This is a genomic window from Nocardioides sp. Z22_16 (genome assembly GCF_058134365.1).
Genome location: NZ_JBYTTI010000003.1, coordinates 645,965 through 662,651, shown reverse-complemented (window position 1 = coordinate 662,651; position 16,687 = coordinate 645,965). Strand labels below are relative to the sequence as shown.

General features: G+C 75.2%; 19 protein-coding genes. 8 read left to right on the top strand and 11 right to left on the bottom strand.

Annotation, left to right across the window (positions count from 1 at the left end; translation table 11 throughout):
- Positions 1–20: 20 nt before the first annotated feature.
- Complete coding sequence (locus tag AC3X7R_RS11610) at positions 21–356, bottom strand: STAS domain-containing protein (RefSeq protein WP_110180580.1); 336 nt, start codon at positions 354–356, stop codon at positions 21–23.
- A gap of 159 nt (positions 357–515) precedes the next feature.
- Here AC3X7R_RS11610 and AC3X7R_RS11605 point away from each other — a divergent pair, with 159 nt between their 5' ends.
- Together AC3X7R_RS11605 and AC3X7R_RS11600 are read left to right on the top strand one after the other, a co-directional pair.
- Entirely contained in the window at positions 516–2,816 is a 2,301-nt protein-coding gene (locus AC3X7R_RS11605; protein WP_489965925.1) for a DEAD/DEAH box helicase, read from the top strand.
- A 9-nt stretch (positions 2,817–2,825) separates the two neighbouring features.
- Complete coding sequence (locus tag AC3X7R_RS11600; RefSeq protein ID WP_489965804.1) at positions 2,826–3,149, top strand: hypothetical protein; 324 nt, start codon at positions 2,826–2,828, stop codon at positions 3,147–3,149.
- 20 nt (positions 3,150–3,169) lie between these two features.
- Here the strand turns inward: AC3X7R_RS11600 and AC3X7R_RS11595 are convergent, their stop codons facing one another.
- The 9 genes from AC3X7R_RS11595 to ssd form a co-directional block, all read right to left on the bottom strand.
- Positions 3,170–3,535, bottom strand: a complete 366-nt coding sequence (locus tag AC3X7R_RS11595) for an Rv3654c family TadE-like protein (protein WP_489965803.1) — start codon at positions 3,533–3,535, stop codon at positions 3,170–3,172.
- The gene (locus AC3X7R_RS11590) at positions 3,532–3,915 is read right to left on the bottom strand and encodes a TadE family type IV pilus minor pilin (protein WP_489965802.1); all 384 of its coding nucleotides are present in this window, start codon (positions 3,913–3,915) and stop codon (positions 3,532–3,534) included. The genes AC3X7R_RS11595 and AC3X7R_RS11590 overlap by 4 nt, the downstream gene beginning before the upstream one ends.
- Positions 3,912–4,154, bottom strand: a complete 243-nt coding sequence (locus AC3X7R_RS11585; RefSeq protein ID WP_489965801.1) for a DUF4244 domain-containing protein — start codon at positions 4,152–4,154, stop codon at positions 3,912–3,914. Before AC3X7R_RS11585 ends, AC3X7R_RS11590 begins: the two co-directional genes overlap by 4 nt.
- Before the next feature lie 154 nt (positions 4,155–4,308).
- The gene (locus tag AC3X7R_RS11580; RefSeq protein ID WP_489965800.1) at positions 4,309–4,668 is read right to left on the bottom strand and encodes a DUF1330 domain-containing protein; all 360 of its coding nucleotides are present in this window, start codon (positions 4,666–4,668) and stop codon (positions 4,309–4,311) included.
- A 13-nt stretch (positions 4,669–4,681) separates the two neighbouring features.
- Positions 4,682–6,061, bottom strand: a complete 1,380-nt coding sequence (locus AC3X7R_RS11575; protein ID WP_489965799.1) for a condensation domain-containing protein — start codon at positions 6,059–6,061, stop codon at positions 4,682–4,684.
- Between the two features lie 133 nt (positions 6,062–6,194).
- On the bottom strand, positions 6,195–6,962 hold the full coding sequence (locus AC3X7R_RS11570; RefSeq protein ID WP_489965798.1) for a type II secretion system F family protein: 768 nt from the start codon (positions 6,960–6,962) through the stop codon (positions 6,195–6,197).
- Complete coding sequence (locus tag AC3X7R_RS11565) at positions 6,959–7,792, bottom strand: type II secretion system F family protein (RefSeq protein ID WP_489965797.1); 834 nt, start codon at positions 7,790–7,792, stop codon at positions 6,959–6,961. The genes AC3X7R_RS11570 and AC3X7R_RS11565 overlap by 4 nt, the downstream gene beginning before the upstream one ends.
- The gene (locus AC3X7R_RS11560) at positions 7,789–8,934 is read right to left on the bottom strand and encodes a TadA family conjugal transfer-associated ATPase (RefSeq protein WP_489965796.1); all 1,146 of its coding nucleotides are present in this window, start codon (positions 8,932–8,934) and stop codon (positions 7,789–7,791) included. Before AC3X7R_RS11560 ends, AC3X7R_RS11565 begins: the two co-directional genes overlap by 4 nt.
- On the bottom strand, positions 8,931–9,989 hold the full coding sequence (gene ssd / locus AC3X7R_RS11555) for a septum site-determining protein Ssd (protein ID WP_489965795.1): 1,059 nt from the start codon (positions 9,987–9,989) through the stop codon (positions 8,931–8,933). The genes AC3X7R_RS11560 and ssd overlap by 4 nt, the downstream gene beginning before the upstream one ends.
- A gap of 218 nt (positions 9,990–10,207) precedes the next feature.
- Here ssd and AC3X7R_RS11550 point away from each other — a divergent pair, with 218 nt between their 5' ends.
- Positions 10,208–11,002, top strand: coding sequence for an HAD family hydrolase (locus AC3X7R_RS11550; protein ID WP_489965794.1), 795 nt, complete (start codon positions 10,208–10,210; stop codon positions 11,000–11,002).
- Between the two features lie 303 nt (positions 11,003–11,305).
- Here AC3X7R_RS11550 and AC3X7R_RS11545 read toward each other — a convergent pair whose 3' ends face one another.
- Positions 11,306–12,034, bottom strand: a complete 729-nt coding sequence (locus tag AC3X7R_RS11545) for a Fic family protein (RefSeq protein ID WP_489965793.1) — start codon at positions 12,032–12,034, stop codon at positions 11,306–11,308.
- A 27-nt stretch (positions 12,035–12,061) separates the two neighbouring features.
- Here AC3X7R_RS11545 and AC3X7R_RS11540 point away from each other — a divergent pair, with 27 nt between their 5' ends.
- The 5 genes from AC3X7R_RS11540 (at position 12,062) to AC3X7R_RS11520 (ending at position 16,682) form a co-directional block, all read left to right on the top strand.
- Positions 12,062–13,012: a class I SAM-dependent methyltransferase gene (locus AC3X7R_RS11540; protein ID WP_489965792.1), complete on the top strand. Its 951-nt coding sequence runs from the start codon at positions 12,062–12,064 to the stop codon at positions 13,010–13,012.
- Between the two features lie 72 nt (positions 13,013–13,084).
- Positions 13,085–14,389 (top strand): hypothetical protein, encoded by a 1,305-nt coding sequence (locus tag AC3X7R_RS11535; RefSeq protein WP_489965791.1) that lies wholly within the window; start codon positions 13,085–13,087, stop codon positions 14,387–14,389.
- Between the two features lie 18 nt (positions 14,390–14,407).
- Positions 14,408–15,532: a histidine kinase gene (locus tag AC3X7R_RS11530; RefSeq protein ID WP_489965790.1), complete on the top strand. Its 1,125-nt coding sequence runs from the start codon at positions 14,408–14,410 to the stop codon at positions 15,530–15,532.
- Positions 15,529–16,281, top strand: coding sequence for a LytR/AlgR family response regulator transcription factor (locus AC3X7R_RS11525; protein ID WP_489965789.1), 753 nt, complete (start codon positions 15,529–15,531; stop codon positions 16,279–16,281). Before AC3X7R_RS11530 ends, AC3X7R_RS11525 begins: the two co-directional genes overlap by 4 nt.
- Entirely contained in the window at positions 16,278–16,682 is a 405-nt protein-coding gene (locus AC3X7R_RS11520) for a hypothetical protein (protein WP_489965788.1), read from the top strand. The genes AC3X7R_RS11525 and AC3X7R_RS11520 overlap by 4 nt, the downstream gene beginning before the upstream one ends.
- Positions 16,683–16,687: the final 5 nt, after the last annotated feature.

The following is a 16,687-nucleotide window of genomic DNA, read 5'->3' as shown; positions in this document are numbered from 1 at the left end:
GAACGAGCGAGAGCGGCTGGTCAGCCGGCGAGGGCGCTGGACTGGTCCTCGTGGATCGCGAAGACCTTCGCCAGGCCGGTGATGCGGAAGATCTTCAGGAGGCGATCCTGGTTGCAGACGAGGGCGAGCGAGCCGTCGTGGGCCCGCACCTTCTTGAGGCCTCCGACGAGGACGCCGAGGCCGGTCGAGTCGAGGAACTCCACGTCGGCCAGGTCGATCACCAGGTCGTAGACACCGGCGCCGACGAGCTCGGTGATCTTGTCGCGCAGCTTGGGAGCGGTGTAGACGTCGATCTCGCCCCCGACAGCGACAACGGTCTTGCCGTCGACGTCGCGTGTCACAAGAGTCAGGTCCACGTCGTGTTCCTCGGCCTTTCCGCGGGGGATCTGGCACAGAGCGGGAACGCACCTGTGCTGTCTGCGGAAGATATCAAACCACGCTTTCGGCAACTGTCGGTCCTCCTTGTCAGACTTGTGGACGTGCCTCTCACCACGTCGACCACCACCTCGCCCCGGATGGGCGAGCTCCTCTCGCGCCTGGGCCACACCCCGGGGCGGGAGGATCGGCTGCGTCACGTCCAGGTGCTGCCCGCCCGCGCGGCCGTCCACGAGCCGTGGCCGCAGTGGTCCCACCCGGTGGTGCGCGAGGCCTTCGAGCGGCGGGGCATCGCCACCCCGTGGCGCCACCAGGTGGTCGCCGCCGACGCGGTCCGCGCCGGCCAGCACGTGGTCCTGGCCACCGGCACGGCGTCGGGGAAGTCGCTGGCCTACCAGCTCCCCGCGCTCACCACCCTCCTCGAACGGCGTGGCCCGCGCGACGAGCGTGGCGGCGGCGTCCTCTACCTCGCCCCCACCAAGGCCCTGGCCCACGACCAGCTGGCCGGCCTGCAGGAGCTCCGCACCGGAGTCCGGGCCACCACCCACGACGGCGACAGCAGCCGCGAGCAGCGCGACTGGGCGCGCGACCACGCCGAGTACCTGCTCACCAACCCGGACATGCTCCACCGCTCGCTGCTGCCGGGGCACAGTCGGTGGGCGCGGTTCCTGGGCGGTCTCCAGGTCGTGGTCGTCGACGAGTGCCACCACTACCGGGGCGTCTTCGGGGCCCACGTCGCCCAGGTGCTCCGCCGGCTGCGCCGGGTCTGCGCGATGTACGGCGCCTCCCCGACGTTCGTGCTGCTCTCCGCGACCGTGGCCGAGCCCGAGGAGGCCGCGCGCCGCCTCACCGGCCTCGACGTGGTCGCGCTGACCGCCGACCACTCACCGCGCGGCGAGCTCTGCGTCGGGCTCTGGGAGCCGCCGCTGACCTCCTTCGCCGGCGAGAACGGCGCGCCGGTCCGGCGGGCCGCCTCCTCCGAGACCGCCGACCTCCTCGCCGACCTGGTCGTCGAAGGGGTCTCCACGCTGGCCTTCGTCCGGTCGCGCCGCGGCGTGGAGCAGGTGGCGGTGCGCGCCGCCGAGCTGCTCGCCGAGGTGGACCCGGAGCTCGCCGGGCGGGTCGCCGCCTACCGGGGCGGCTACCTCCCCGAGGAGCGGCGGGCCCTCGAGGCGTCGTTGCGGGCCGGCCGGCTCACTGGCCTGGCCGCGACCAACGCCCTCGAGCTCGGGATCGACATCAGCGGGCTGGACGCCGTGCTGCTGGCGGGCTTCCCCGGCACCCGGGCCGCGATGTGGCAGCAGATCGGCCGGGCGGGGCGGGAGGGCCAGGACGCGCTCGCCGTCCTGGTGGCCCGCGACGACCCGCTCGACACCTACCTGGTCGCCCACCCCGAGAGCCTCCTCGGCGCCCCGGTCGAGGCGACCGTCTTCGACCCCGACAACCACTACGTCCTGGCCCCCCACCTGTGCGCGGCCGCCCACGAGGCACCGCTCACCGAGGCCGACCTTCCACTCTTCGGCCCCTCCGCACGGCAGGCGGTGGACGGGCTCACCGAGGCCGGGCTGCTGCGTCGCCGGGCGCGCGGCTGGTACTGGACCGACCGGACCCGGCCCAGCGACCTGACCGACATCCGCAGCACCGGCGGGGCGGCGTTCCAGCTCATCGAGGGGTCCAGCGGCCGGGTGGTCGGCACGGTCGACGCCTCGAGCGCCCACGGCACCGCCCACCCCGGTGCGGTCTACCTGCACCGCGGCGAGTCGTGGCTGGTCCGCGAGCTCGACCTCGAGGAGAGGGTCGCCACCATGGAGCGTGCCGACGTCGGCTGGTCGACCTCGGCGCGGGAGACCACCGAGATCACCATCGTCGCCGAGCGCGAGCACGAGCGCTGGGGGGACTGCCGGCTCTCCCTCGGGGAGGTCGAGGTCACCCACCAGGTGGTCTCCTTCCTCAAGCGCCGCCAGCCCGGCGGTGAGGTGATGGCCGAGGAACCGCTCGACCTGCCTGCGCGCGACCTGAGGACCACCGCCGTGTGGTGGCAGGTCCCCGACCACGTCCTCGCCGGCGCCGGTCTCGACGCCGCCGACCTGCCCGGCAGCGCCCACGCGGCCGAGCACTGCTCGATCGGCCTGCTCCCGCTCTTCGCGACCTGCGACCGATGGGACATCGGCGGCGTCTCCACCGCCCGGCACCCCGACACCGGGGTGCTCACCGTCTTCGTCCACGACGGTCATCCGGGCGGAGCCGGGTTCGCCGAGCGGGGCTTCCGGTCGGCCCGGCAGTGGCTCACGGCCACCCGCGACACGATCGCGGCGTGCGAGTGCGACGAGGGCTGCCCCTCCTGCATCCAGTCGCCCAAGTGCGGCAACCAGAACAACCCGCTCGACAAGCCCGGCGCGGCGCGGCTTCTCGACCTTCTGCTGGAGCAGGGCGCCGGGTAGCGTGCCTGCATGGTCGCTCTCGGGCTCGTCCTCATCATCGTCGGCGGGATCGCGATCCTCGCCGCCCTCTTCGTCAGCGAGGGTCGCGCCGAGCTCCTCGGCATGGATCTCTCCGCGCTCGCGATCTTCCTGGTGGGTGTCGCGGCCGGGGCCTGCGTGCTCTGGGGCATCAGCATCCTCAAGTGGGGGACCAAGCGCAGCATCGCCTCGCGCCGCGAGCGCCGGGAGCTGCAGAAGCTCAACGCCAAGCTCGACCGTGCCGACGCCGAGAGCCACCGGGACCGCGGCGACCGCGGTGAGCCAGGGCCGGAGTCCGGGCACCCCCCGGCCTAGCTCCCACCCGCCTGCCTCGGTCACTCCTCGAGGTCGACCGGCCCCGCCCGTGCCCGGGCCGACAGGCGGTCGGCCAGCCCGAGCACCGCGGGCGGTGCCACCTCCACCTCGACCTGCACCCACGCGGCGGTCGCCCGGCAGTCGACCAGCGTGGCGCGGTTGGCCTGGGCCAGGGTGGCGGCCCTTCCGCAGGCGTCGCCGCCCCGCAGCGCCTCCTCCGCGCCGGCCAGGGCCGCCAGGTCGGCGGCCGACTGCGCCGCTCGGTGCGCATGGACCAGCCCCGAGACACCGGCCACGGCGAAGGCGACCAGCATCAGCAGGCCGCTCATCGCCACCACCAGGACGGTGGCGGCGCCCCGCTCGTCGCGGTGCCGCACGCCGCTCACGGCGGCTCCTCCCAGGCCGCAACGGCCTCGGCCGCCACCTCGGGAGCCCGGAGCGAGCCCAGCAGGCCGGACGGGTCGGCGGTGGCGGCCCGGACACTGACCACCACCACCTCGTCCTCGTGCCGGATCTCGATCCGGGCACCCGGCGGTGCGACTCGCCGTCCCAGCGCGATCGCGTCCGGCTGGGCCTCGCCGCGCGCCAGAGCGCGCGCCGTCTCCCGGGCGGCGTCGACCACGCGCACCTGCGCGGCCCCGAGCGCCACCATCCAGACCAGCACCAGGACCAGCGCCATCAGCACGGGGATGCCCAGGGCCAGCTCGGCGGTGACCGCACCACGCTGGCACGCCCGCGCGTCGGGACGGCGAGCCGCCCCCCTCACCCGATGCCCAGCAGCTCGAGCACGTGGTCGAAGAGGGTCTTGAGCAGGTTGTCGCCGAACCCGCCGGTCAGCAGCTTGTAGAGGAGCCCCGCCAGACCGGCGCCCGCCGCCGTGCCCACGGCGTACTCCGCGGTGGTGATCCCCCGCTCGTCGCGCGTTGACGCCTCGTCCGGCTGCTCCCCCGCCTGCTCGGCCGCTTGTTCGGCCGCTTGTTCGGTCTCCAGGACCTCTGACTCCATGGTGGGCTCCTCCCTCTCGCGGCCGCCCGTCGCGACCGTCGGGACGAGCCTCGCGGGGCGGGCCGACGAGCACGAGGAAGCCGGTGCGTCCCTGTGGAGAGGGCCCTCCCGGGCGCCGCTGTGGAGGAGCAGCGGTCGGCGGCCGGCCGGAGGCTCAGAGCACGACCGGGCGCGAGGGTTGGAGGACGGCAGCCACCAGGGCGCGGCGCCTCAGCTCGGCCACCTCGGCGTATCCCGGTCGGTCGACCATCGTCAGGAAGGCCTTCGGGGACGGGTACCAGACGAGCATGATGCCGTCCCAGCGCTCCTCGCCGACGAGCACGTCCGCACCGCTGCCGAGGTAGAGGACGCGCGCGCCGACCGCCTCCACGTGGGGAGCCGCCAGCCGCAGGTACTCGTGGTAGAGCCCCCGTCCTTCGTCGGCGTACTGCAGCAGGTTGAGCATCACGAACGGCTCGTCCGGCGCACGGACGAGGAAGTCGCCGAGGTCCGAGGTCGAGGGCTCGACATCCATCTGGTCTCCTGGCTCACATCACCGCGGCACGGACGCCGGGGCGAAGGATCGGTCGCGGGTCCAGCTCGGCCAGCACCGCCCGGCGGATCGTCACCGCCAGGGTGGCGACCCAGGCACCGCACTCGGGGGTGGCCGGGTGGCGGGCCTCGAGGAAGGTGCCCTCGGGCAGGCAGGTGATCCAGAGGTGGAGCTGGTCGCCCGCCGGGACGTGGCCGAGGAAGCCGTGAGCCCGGTTGACCTTCCACGCCTCCACCCCCGGACCGCTGCGGTGGTCCACGAAGGCGATCACCAGGCTGGGGTGGACCGGGACGCCGAGCACCTCACCGACCACGGGGGCGGGCAGCGGCTCGGCGACGGACTCCCGCCGCGTGCTCTCCACCTGGGAGGCGACGTCGGCCAGGGCGGCCGCCGGATCGACCTCGAGGCGCAGCGGGACCGTCTGGGCGAACCACCCGATGGCGCCCCGCTGCTCCGGAGTCCGGCCGGGCACGGCGAGCAGCGCGGAGACCTCGTGGGGCGCCACTCCCTCCTGTGCCGCGACGGCCCGGGCCACCAACGCCAGGACCGCACTCTCCAGCGAGGCGTCCCACCCGGCGAGCAGCTCCTCCAGCTCCTCGGTCTCGCTCCTGGTGGCCAGGGGCATCGAGACCAGCTCGTGGGCATGGCGGTCGGAGCGCCCGATCCCCGAGGACGGCGGCAGTCCCGGGATCTGCCCGTCCCCGAGCAACGCGCGCCACGGACCCAGCCGGGGGTCTTCGGGGCTCAGACCGGCCAGCCGCCCGCGTTCGGCCGCCGCGTGGTCGAGGTGGCTGGCCGGTGCGGCCAGGCAAGGGTCGGGCCCGTCACCGCGGAGGTAGGCGCGGTGCAGCACCGGGAGCTCGTCGACGGCCGCATGCATCGAGGCCAGGTCGAAGGTGACGTGGTCGAAGGCGGCGAAGAGGGTCACGTGGTCCTCGTCCTCGATCGTCACGAAGCCGGCGCGCGGCCACACGTGGGGCTGGGCGCTGGCGGAGAGATGCTCGGCCACGCAGGCGTGGGCCGTCTCCTGGTCGGTGGCGATCCCGAACGACAACGGCTCGAACTCGACCTCGCCGGCTCGCAGCACGCGGCGGGTGAAGCCCTCGCCGTGGCGCTCGTAGTCGCAGCGCAGGCTCTCGTGCCGGTCGAAGAAGCTGCCCAGGGCGGCGGCGATCGGCTCCGGGTCCGCGCTCTCCAAGCGACAGGAGAAACCGATCCACGGCGCCTCCGCCGTGTCGGCGCCCGGTTGCCCGAGCGCCGCCAGCAGGTGGTGGTGCTGGTCGACGGTGAGCGGCCGGGGATCCGGCGCGCTGCCGCGCAGGGCCGCGAGGCAGCGCCCCGTCGGCACCCAGGCCGTCACCCTCCCGGGGCGCACGTGTGCAGCCCCCAAGTACGTCGTACGCAACCCGGCCCTCCCTGCTGGGTTCTCGCCACCCCCGCACGCCCGACCGTGCTGGCGAGGCCTCACACGCTGGCGGCAGCCACCGGTCCTGTCAAGGGTCGGCTGCTCAGCCGGCCCCGAGTTGTGCGGCGAGACCAGCGACCACCGGGACGATCCCGAGCAGCAGGAAGGCGGGCAGGAGGCAGAGTCCGAGGGGCAGGGCGGCCCGGACGCCCACGGCCCGCGCCCGGTCCTCGGTGCCGGCGCGCGACTCCCCGGCCAGCTGGTCGGCGAGTGCCTCCACGGTCTCGCGCACCGAGGCGCCGGTGTGGTGCGCCCGGGCCAGGGTGCGTCCGAGCACGGCCACCCCGGGGCCACCGACCGGACCCCGCTCCGTCGCCCCGGTCTCGGCGAGCTCGGTCCACACCGCGGCCGGGTCGACCCCGAGCGCGAGGCGGCCGCGGACGGGGGCGAACGCCTCGGCCGCGTCACCCGGCAGCGCCGCGCAGGCCGCCGCCAACGCGTGCCCGGGTGGCGCCCCGGCCCGCAGCCCGGCCGCCATCAGCCCGACCAGGTGCGGCAGGTCGCGCGCCGCCCGGGCTCTGGCCCGGCGGACCGCGGGCGGCTCGACCCTGCCCAGGGTGTGCCAGCACAGGCCGCTCGCCAGCAGGCCCGCCACCGCGCCCGCAGGACCCCCGACGAAGAGGAAGGCGCCCGCACCGGCCAGCGCGCAGAGCGCTGCCTGTCTTCCCCATGGTCGTGGCTGACGACCGGTGGCGGTCGGGGTGGGCGCGGGACCGGCGGACAGCGGGGCCACGCGGGGCCGAGGGGCCAGCAGGAGCGCCACCCCCAGCAGGACGGCGGCGGCCAGGGCCGGGTCGAGGGAGAGGCTCACAGCTCGTGCTCCACGTCGGAGGCGATCGCCTCGATCCACCAGAGACCGCCCAGGCCGAGCCCGAGCCCGCCGACCAGGCAACCGGTGCCTGCCCAGGTGCCGAGCAGGAACTCCCACGGCCGCCCGCCACTCCCCGCGCCGCCCACCAGGGCGAGCCCCGGCAGGGCCACCAGCAGCCGCGCCGTGGACCTCGCCGAGGCGAGCTCGGAGGCCACCACCCGCCGGGTCGCGCGGGCGGACCTGAGGCCGTCGGCGACCCGCCCCAGCGCCGTCGCCAGACCGTCGCCGCTGCGGTGCGAGACGTGCCAGGCCCCCGCCAGCAGCCGCAGGTCGGGGTGCCGGCCACGGCGCATGGCACCCGGGACGTCCGCCCCGAGGCGGGCGGCCCGCACGGCCGGAGCCAGCTCGGGACAGTCCCGCGCGGCCAGCTCGAGGGCGCGCTCGGGGCTGCGTCCGGCGCGCAGCTCGTCGGCCAGCACTCCGCAGGCCTCGAGGACCTGGTCGGCCAGGAGCAGCGCGGACCGCCGGCGGCGACCGCGGGCTAGCAGAGACAGCACCGTGGCGGCCGCTACGGCGGCGACGCAGGCCTGCACCGCGGCGCGGGCTCCCAGGGTCACCGTGAGGGCGCCGGCGAGGAGAGCGGCGGCCAGGCAGAGGAGCAGCACCCGCGTCGTCGCGGTGACGCCGATCCGGCCCGGAGGAGAGGCCCGTGCCCCGGCCTCCTCGGTGATCTCGAAGGACCGGGAGGGAGGCGCCGGCGCGGCGGGAGGCCGGCGCCAGGCGAGGAGCAGCGAGACGCCCAGCAGGGCAGCCGCCGGCCACCCGGTCACAGCCGTCGGGCCAGGTCGTCGGCGGCCGGCCCCTCGCGCAGGGTCCCGTCGCGCGCGAAGGTGAGCGCCGGGACCATCTCGACGCGGTCGTCGACCCGGGCGGGCACCGCCACCTCCTCGAGACGACGCACTCCGTCGGGCCCCCGGACCACGTGCAGCACCAGGTCGACCGCGGCACCCAGCTGGCTCGCGGCGGCGGCCCGCCCCAGTCCGGCGGTGGCGGCCAGGGCCTCGATCCGCGCGGTGACCTGGGTGGCGGCGTTGGCGTGGAGGGTGCCCGCGCCCCCTTCGTGGCCGGTGTTCATGGCGGCCAGGAGGTCGACCACCTCGGCCCCGCGGACCTCCCCGACCACCAGCCGGTCCGGGCGCATCCGCAGGGCCTGCCGGACCAGGTGCCGCAGGTCGAGGGCACCCTGCCCCTCCACGTTGGCGGGCCTGGCCTCCAGGGCGACCACGTGGGGATGGTCGGGACGCAGCTCGGAGGAGTCCTCGACCAGCACGATCCGCTCGTCGGGCGGCACCAGGCTGAGCATGGTGGCCAGCAGCGTGGTCTTGCCCGACCCGGTGCCGCCGCTGATCAGGAAGGCGAGGCGACCGCCGACCACGTCCCGCAGCAGTCGGGCCCCGGGTGCGGTCAGGGTCCCGACCGCGACCAGGTCGTCGAGGGTGAAGGCGCGCGCCCTCGGCACCCGCAGGGAGATCAGGGTGCCCGGCCTGGCCACCGGGGCCAGCACGGCGTGGAAGCGGGTGCCGTCGGGAAGCCTGACGTCGCACCAGGGGGTGGCGTCGTCGAGCCGCCTCCCGCCCAGGCCGGCCAGCCGCTGGGCCAGCCGGCGCACCTCCTCCTCGTCGGCGAGCTCGACAGCGGTGCGCTGCAGCCCGCGGCCCCGGTCGACCCAGACCGGCCCGGGCCCGTTGACCAGCACGTCGGTGACCGTCTCGTCGCGCACCAGCGGCTCCAGCACCCCGACCCCGAAGGCGGTACGCCGCAGCAGCTCGTGGATCGCCCGCACGGCGTCGTCGCCGACCGGCCTGCCCTGGCGTCGGAGCACGTCGGCGACCCGGTGCGGCGTCACCTCGCCGTGCTCGCGGGCCAGCTGCTCGCGGACCGCCTCGACGGTCGCGGGCCCGGGCAGGCTCATGCCGCCCACGGCTGCCCCAGGGCGGCGAGAAGCTCCTCGGCGGCTCGCGCCAGTGGCCCCCGGCGGGCGCGAGCCGGCCCCAGCCCCAGCTCCACCGACTCCTCCAGGCCCCGCTGCTCCGCCATCGCCAGCAGCACCGGAGCACCGACCGCCCGCTCCACCGCCCCGGGGGAGAGCCCCCGGCCCCGCAGCACCAGGGACGCCCTGCCTGCCCGCGTCTCCAGGGCGCGCGAGGCGGCCGCGACACTGGTGAGGGTGGGGCGGAGCACCACCAGGAGCCGGTCGGAGCGGGTGACGACCTCCTCCACCAGGTCGCCCCGCTGCCGGGGCAGGTCGACGACGACCAGGTCGTGGACCCGGCGTGCTGCCTCGACGCTCGCGCGCACCACCTCGGGGGCCGGCGGCTCGGGTGCACCACTCCCCCAGGTGAGCACGCCCAGAGTGCCGCGGCGCGGCACCGCGTCGCGCAGGGAGACCCCACTGAGCCGCCCGGTGGCGCCCACCAGGGCCTCCCAGCCCAGCCCGGGCTCGCCGTCGAAGCCGAGCACCCGGTCGACGCCAGGCCCCCCGGGGTCGGTGTCGACCACCAGGACCGGGCCCGACCGCGAGGCCACCTGCGCCAGGGCGCAGGCCAGCGTGGTCGCCCCCGCACCTCCGGAGCCGGCCTGCACGGCCAGGACGTGGCCGTGCCGCGGGGCGGCCACCAGGTCGGTCATCAGGCCGGCCAGCCAGCCCGTGGCCAGCTCCAGCTCGAGCACCGCCTCGGCCCCCAGCTCGACCGCCCGGCGGAAGTCGGCCTCCTCCCGCTCGCCGCACCCCACCAGATGGACCCCACTGCGGCGCGGCGGTCTGAGCAGGGCGAGTCGCCCGGCGAGGTCCACCCCGACGATCACCACCGCCGCCTCCTGCCAGCGCGCCAACGCCTCCGCGCTGCCGTCCACCACGTGGGGCATCACTCCCACCCCGGCCGCCAGCCGGTGGATCTCGTCGACCAGCCGTGGGTCCCGGCTGACCACCAGCAACCGCGCCCGCTGCTCCGTGCTCGACTCGCTCATGAGGCCACCCTGTCCGCCCGCCAGGCCGGGCGCCGGGCCGAACGGGGAGCCTGTGGAGGAGCGCGCCCCGGCGGCCGCGCGGCGCGGGCTGTGGAGGACGAGGGGCCTGCCCGGTTCCCCGCGTGAGGGGATCCAGGCGCTCACCGTGCCGGGTCTCTGGCCCGTCATCTGCGGCGATCGCCGGACCCGCCCATGAGGCGCGACCTAGCATGTGTGGCATGCCTGCCCCGGCTGCGGCCTTCTTCGACCTCGACAAGACGATCATCGCCAAGTCGAGCACCCTCGCCTTCAGCCGGCCGTTCCAGGCCGGCGGGCTGATCACCCGGCGGGCCATGCTGCGCTCGGCGTACGCCCAGTTCGTCTACCTCGTCGGCGGCGCCGACCACGACCAGATGGAGCGGCTGCGCCACTTCATGTCCCAGCTGGTGGCCGGATGGGACGTGGCGACGGTCCGCGAGATCGTCGCGGAGACCCTGCACCACGTCGTCGACCCGATCGTCTACGACGAGGCCGTCGACCTGATCCAGGAGCACCGCCTCGCCGGCCGCGACGTCGTGGTGGTCTCGGCGAGCGGCACCGAGGTGGTCGGGCCGATCGCGGAGATGCTGGGCGCCGACCGGGTGGTGGCGACCCGCCTGGAGATCATCGACGGCAAGTACTCGGGCGAGATCGAGTACTACGCCTACGCCGAGGAGAAGGCGCGGGCGGTCGAGGCGCTCGCCGAGACCTGCGGCTACGACCTCTCGAAGAGCTACGGCTACAGCGACTCGGTCACCGACGTCCCGATGCTCGAGGCGGTGGGCCACCCCTTCGCGGTCAACCCCGACAAGGAGCTGCGCCGGGTCGCGGCGGAGCGCGGCTGGCCGGTGCTGACCTTCACCCGCCCGGTGCGCCTCGGCTCCCGGGTGCCGCTGCCCGGCCGCCAGACGCTGGCCGCCCTCGCGGTGGGCGGTGCGGTGGCTGTGGGCGGGCTCGTCTGGGCCAGCGCCCGGCGCCGCCACGGCTCCGCCTGACCCCGGCCGAGCCCGCCGATCGGACTCCGGACGTTCGCCACGCGCGGTGACCGCCATCCCTTGCACCTGTGTCGGGACCGGCGTAGAAAGGAGTCAGAACTCCACAGAGCAGCACGTGAACCGGGTACCCACGCGGCGATCATCCCTTCGAAAGGGCGATGGTCAGCGGCACGCCCGCGGACCACATACCGATGCACGCTTGGTAGCCAGGATCACGTGTCAGCGGCGGCACCCAGTCCCACGCGGCCCGGGTGCCGCTCGCACGCCCGGGCGCCGACACCCGTTGCCGCCCCGCTCGCTCCGTCAGCCGCTCGCCCGCCGCAGCGGGCTCGCCTCCGCACCGGCCGCGAACGCCTCGGCCGCGTAGAGCGCCCAGGCGTGCGCCCCACGCTCGCCGCCGTCCCGGTAGCCGCGCAGGTTCGACTCGTACTGGGGCCTCAGCGCCAGGTGCCCAGCCTCGGGCACCACCAGCGACTTGGCGTCCACGCCGCGGGAGACGAGCACCAGGCGCTCCACCGCGCGGGCCACGATGCCGTTGTGGGAGCCGAACGGCGCCCCGGTCGCGATCTCGGCGTGCGCGACGGCCGCCACCAGCAGCGCGGGCGCCTCGGTGCGGGAGAGCAGCAGCTCGGCGACGCCACGCAGCCGCTCGGCCGACGCCGCGTCCCGCGGACGACCGAGCTGGTCCTCGGGCAGCGAGGTGGCCGCGGCCACCGCGTGCAGCCGGGCCAGCGCCTGCAGCGGCGCGGTCTTGAGCAGTGGCGCGCTCGAGAGCAGGACCGCGGAGAGACGCAGCGCGTCCTGGGCGACCTGGTCGCCGCCACCCTCCGCGAGCTCGGAGAGCTCCGAGGCGGAGCCCTCCAGCACCGCCGACGCGTGGGCGCCGCGCATCAGCGACTCCCCCGTCATCTCCGGGGAGGTCCGCCGCAGCCCACGGTCGCGGAGCATCACGTCGATGCCGTCACGGGTGGCTGCGAGTGCTGAGGAGACGCCCTCGAGCGCCGCCAACCACGCCAAGGGGTCCCTGCTCACGCGGGCCACGCTAGTAGCCTGGGGACAATGACCAGCGAGCAACCCCCGGACCGAGACCGTTCTGCCCGAGCGGCGGCGCGACTCTACGACCGGGGGTGCCCCGGATACCCCCGGGAGGCGGCCGACTGGCTGGTCGCCGGTCAGGCCAGGAGCGTGCTCGAGCTCGGCGCCGGCACCGGTCAGCTGACCCGCCACCTGGTGGCCGCCGGCCACGACGTGCACGCCACCGACGCCGAGCCGGCGATGCTCGAGACGCTGGTGGAGAACCTCCCCGGTGTCCGGGTGAGCACCGCCCGGGCCGAGGAGTCGTGCGTCCCGGACCGCTCGGTCGACGTGGTCGTCTGCGCCGCCTCCTTCCACCTCTTCGACACCCGGACGGCGCTCGAGACGATCGCCCGGACGCTGCGCCCCGGTGGCCACCTGGCCGTGGTGTGGAACGAGCCGGACTCCCGGATCCCGTGGGTCCGTCGCCTCGGCCGGCTGCTGGACGGTCCGCCGGAGGAGCGCGAGCCCTTGCAGGAGGTGCTCGTCCGTTCCCCGCTCTTCAGCTTCGTCGAGGAGAGGACCTTCAAGTCCTGGCAGGACGTCAACGCCGAGTCGGTGCGCGACCTCGTCCTCTCCCGCCCCCACGTCGCCTCCCTCCCCCCGGAGCGGCAGGAGGAGCGCGTCGACGACGTCCTCGACCTCTACGCCGAGTACGGACGCGGCATGGACGGCATGCAGCTGCCCTACCTGGTCCGCTGCCTGCGCACCCAGGTGGTGCACCAGCCCGGCCTCTTCGATGACGGCTCCGAGGTCGTGGCGCACTCCGCCGCCGGGTCGCCGGCAGGCGGGACCACCGGGGAGGGCGCCGGCGAGCCGGGCAGCGCCGCCCCCGAGGAGGCGAGCGATCCGGACGACGTGCGCCGGGCCCGCAGCCTGGAGATCTTCCGCTCCGACGGCACCGACACCGACATGCTCCTCATCGACTTCCGCTGAGAAGAGGTTTCCCCCCTCCCCAGCCGGGGCATGCTCGCCGCAGACCGACTCGGGCACCCAGGGGGAGACCACATGCACGCACGCCAGAAGCCCAGCCACCGCCTGCTCGCGGGCCTGACCACGGCCTGCCTGGCCGCGGGCGGCGTCGCGGTCGCCACCGGCTCGCCCGCCTACTCGGCCGAGACCTGCCGCGGAGCGGTGACGACGATCCTGGGCACGCCGGGCGTCCCGCTGACCGGCACCCCGGGCAACGACGTGGTGGTCACCAACGGCGCCACGGCGGTGAGCACCCTGGGCGGCGACGACATCGTCTGCGTCACCGGCGGCACGCCGTACGTCGACACCGCCACCGGCGCCGACGTGGTCGACACCATCAGCGCGGGAGGCGTGGCCGCCAGCGTCTGGCTGGGAGCCGGAGCCGACCAGTTCTACGGCGGCGAGGGCCCCGACACCGTCGGCACGCACGGCGAGGGGCTGGTCCCCGACGTGGACGCCGACACGATCCTGACCGGCGGCGGCGACGACGTCGTGTCGTCGGGGGCGCCCGGCGAGCCCAATGCCGACACCGTCGACCTCGGCGAGGGCAACGACCGTCTGGTGCTGCGCGGGGTGACGAGGGGGCAGGGCGGCTCGATCTCGGGCGGCAGCAACAGCGACACCCTCGACCTCGACTTCTCCGGCAAGGCGGCGTGGTACATCGACAACAACAAGGGGATCGCCAACCGGAACAGGGAGCGCCAGCACACCTGGGTGGCCTTCGAGCAGTTCGACGTGATCCCCACCGCGGGCCGCTTCATCTTCCGCGGCAGCCCCAGCAACGAGCGGCTGGCCTACGCCGACCCGACGGGTGGCCCGGTGGGCGCGACGACCGTCACCATGGGCGCGGGCAACGACCACCTGACGGTCGCCCCGCAGGCCCCCGCGGGCAGCACCTACGACGGCGGCGACGGGCGCGACGAGATCGCGGTCTCCTCCCCCGGTGAGCGGCTGACCGTGGATCTCAGCGCGGCCCGCCTGTGGCGCGGCGGGAAGAAGCGCGGCGCCGTGGCGGCCAGCGTCACCGGCTTCACCGACGCCACCGTCTGGGCCAGGAACGCGACCGCGAAGGGCGACGGCCAGGGCAACCGACTCAGCGTCGGCGGCTGCACCGTCCGCGCCTACGGCCTGGGCGGCGCCGACGTGCTCAAGCGGCTGGAGAGCGACGCCTTCTCCTGCCGCCAGCGCTCCAAGCTGCTCGGCGGCCCGGGTCGCGACCGGCTGACGGGCGGCGAGGGCCGCGACAAGCTCTACGGCGGCCCCGGCAAGGACCGGGCCAACGGGGGCGAGGGGCGCGACCTGTGCCAGGCCGAGAAGCGGAAGAGCTGCGAGAGGCGCTGAACAAGTAACCTGCGTCACATGAGCGCCTGGCCCCGGTTCCTGCGTCGTACGCCGCTGAGCACCGAGGCCGACCGCGCCACCTTCCACACCCTGCACACCGCCGCGCTCGCCTCCCCCGCCCTGCGCGAGGGACTGACGGAGGCGAGCGCGGCGCTGGCCGTGCGCCACCTGCGGGCCCTGCTGGGCTCCCCGGCCGTGGCGCTCACCGACACCGTCGGCCTGCTCGCCTGGGACGGGGACGGTGTCCACCACGCCGGCCAGGTGGCTCAGCTCATCGGGCCCGCGCTCGAGCACGGCGACACCCGCACCGCCGACGCCTCGGACCTGCCGTGCGACGACCCGACCTGCCCGGTGCGGCACGCCATCGCCACGCCCCTGGTCGTGGAGGACCGGCTGGTCGGGATCCTGATGGCCTTCGCACCGCAGCCGGCGGCCGGGCTGGTGCTGGCCACCCACGAGGTCGCCCAGTGGGTCAGCGGACAGCTGGAGCTCGCCGAGCTCGACGCCCAGCGCACCCGCGCGATGGCGGCGGAGGTGCGCGCGCTCCGGGCCCAGATCAGCCCTCACTTCATCTACAACTCGCTGGGGGCGATCGCCAGCTTCGTGCGCACCGACCCCGACCGGGCGCGCGAGCTGCTGCTGGAGTTCGCCGACTTCACCCGCTACTCGTTCCGCTCCCACGGCGAGTTCACCACGCTGGCGGAGGAGCTGCGCTCCATCGAGCGCTACCTGATCCTGGAGCAGGCCCGGTTCGGCGACCGGCTGCAGGTGACCCTCCAGGTGGCACCCGAGGTGCTCCCGGTGACGGTCCCGTTCCTGTGCATCCAGCCGCTGGCCGAGAACGCGGTCCGGCACGGGCTCGGCGCCCTCGACGGGGTGGGCCGGTTGCGCATCGTGGCGCGCGACCTCGACCACGAGTGCCTGATCGAGGTCGAGGACAACGGCGTGGGCGAGGATCCCGAGCGGGTGCGCCGGGCGCTGGCCGGCGACGAGACCACCGACTCGGTCGGCCTCGGCAACGTGGACGCGCGGCTGCGGAACGCCTTCGGCGAGGAGTACGGCCTGGTGGTCGAGACCGCGCCCGGCGCCGGCACCAAAGTCATCGTGCGGGTGCCGAAGTTCGCGCCCGGGGTGCACCCGTGAACCGGCCGCCCGACCCGGGGCTGCGGGTGCTGGTCGTCGACGACGAGCGTCCCACCCTGGACGAGCTCGCCTGGCTGCTGGCCCGAGACCCCCGGGTCGCGGAGGTGCGCTCCTGCGACTCGGCCACCGAGGCCCTGCGGCTGCTGCGCGGGTGGGAGACCGACGTGGTCCTCCTCGACATCTCGATGCCCGGCCTCACCGGGCTGGAGATGGCGCAGGTGCTCGCCCGGTTCAGGGTGCCGCCACCGGTCGTCTTCGTCACCGCCCACGACCAGCACGCCGTCGACGCCTTCGAGCTGCGGGCGGTCGACTACGTGCTGAAGCCGGTGCGCGAGGAGCGCCTGGCCGAGGCGCTGCGCCGGGTGGTGGAGCACCGGACGGCCACCGCCGGCGCCCCGGCGTCGGGCCACGGCGGGGACGAGCAGATCGCGGTGGAGCGCGGCGGGGTGACGCGCTTCGTGGCGCGCAGCGAGATCACCCACGTGGAGGCCCAGGGCGACTACGCGCGGCTGCACACCGCCAGCGACTCCCACCTCGTGCGCACCCCGCTCTCCGCGCTGGAGACAGAGTGGTCCGAGGCCGGCTTCGTCCGCATCCACCGCTCCCTGCTGGTCTCGCTGGCCCACATCGACGAGCTGCGGACCGACGGGGGCCGCTGCTCGGTGGTGGTCGGAGCCCACGAGCTGGCCGTCAGCCGCCGGCACACCCGGCAGCTGCGGGACCGGCTGGTGCGACGGGCCGGGTCGTGAACCAGCCCGTCGAGCGGGTCCGGGTCACCGGCCCTCCCCGTCACCACGGCACCACCCGCCGGCCCGGCACCGACGACATCGACGCCGGCACCCGGATCGGGGCGATCCTGATGGGCAGCCTGGTCGGCGAGCAGCGCCGGCTCGCACTGGTCACCCTCACCGTGCTGGCGGTGAGCGTCGGCTCCCTGCCCCTCGTCTTCCACCTCCTCCCCCACCTCGCGCAGGTGCGGGTGCTCGGGACGCCCGTCCCGTGGCTCCTGCTGGGCGTGCTGGTCTACCCGTGGCTGCTGCTCCTGGGCTGGTGGCACGTACGCCGGGCAGAGGCCAACGAGCGCGCCTTCGCCGAGCTGGTCGCCGCGGCCATGCCCGACGAGGAGGAGGGGCGGGTGGACGGGCCGTGACGGGC

What these genes read in the sequence shown, in the direction of transcription:
- AC3X7R_RS11605 (WP_489965925.1), top strand. Translation starts at nt 516, where the DNA reads ATGGGCGAGCTCCTCTCGCGCCTGGGCCACACCCCGGGGCGGGAGGAT.
- AC3X7R_RS11600 (WP_489965804.1), top strand. Translation starts at nt 2,826, where the DNA reads ATGGTCGCTCTCGGGCTCGTCCTCATCATCGTCGGCGGGATCGCGATC.
- AC3X7R_RS11585 (WP_489965801.1), bottom strand. Translation starts at nt 4,154, where the DNA reads ATGGAGTCAGAGGTCCTGGAGACCGAACAAGCGGCCGAACAAGCGGCC.
- AC3X7R_RS11580 (WP_489965800.1), bottom strand. Translation starts at nt 4,668, where the DNA reads ATGGATGTCGAGCCCTCGACCTCGGACCTCGGCGACTTCCTCGTCCGT.
- AC3X7R_RS11560 (WP_489965796.1), bottom strand. Translation starts at nt 8,934, where the DNA reads ATGAGCCTGCCCGGGCCCGCGACCGTCGAGGCGGTCCGCGAGCAGCTG.
- ssd (WP_489965795.1), bottom strand. Translation starts at nt 9,989, where the DNA reads ATGAGCGAGTCGAGCACGGAGCAGCGGGCGCGGTTGCTGGTGGTCAGC.
- AC3X7R_RS11550 (WP_489965794.1), top strand. Translation starts at nt 10,208, where the DNA reads ATGCCTGCCCCGGCTGCGGCCTTCTTCGACCTCGACAAGACGATCATC.
- AC3X7R_RS11540 (WP_489965792.1), top strand. Translation starts at nt 12,062, where the DNA reads ATGACCAGCGAGCAACCCCCGGACCGAGACCGTTCTGCCCGAGCGGCG.
- AC3X7R_RS11535 (WP_489965791.1), top strand. Translation starts at nt 13,085, where the DNA reads ATGCACGCACGCCAGAAGCCCAGCCACCGCCTGCTCGCGGGCCTGACC.
- AC3X7R_RS11530 (WP_489965790.1), top strand. Translation starts at nt 14,408, where the DNA reads ATGAGCGCCTGGCCCCGGTTCCTGCGTCGTACGCCGCTGAGCACCGAG.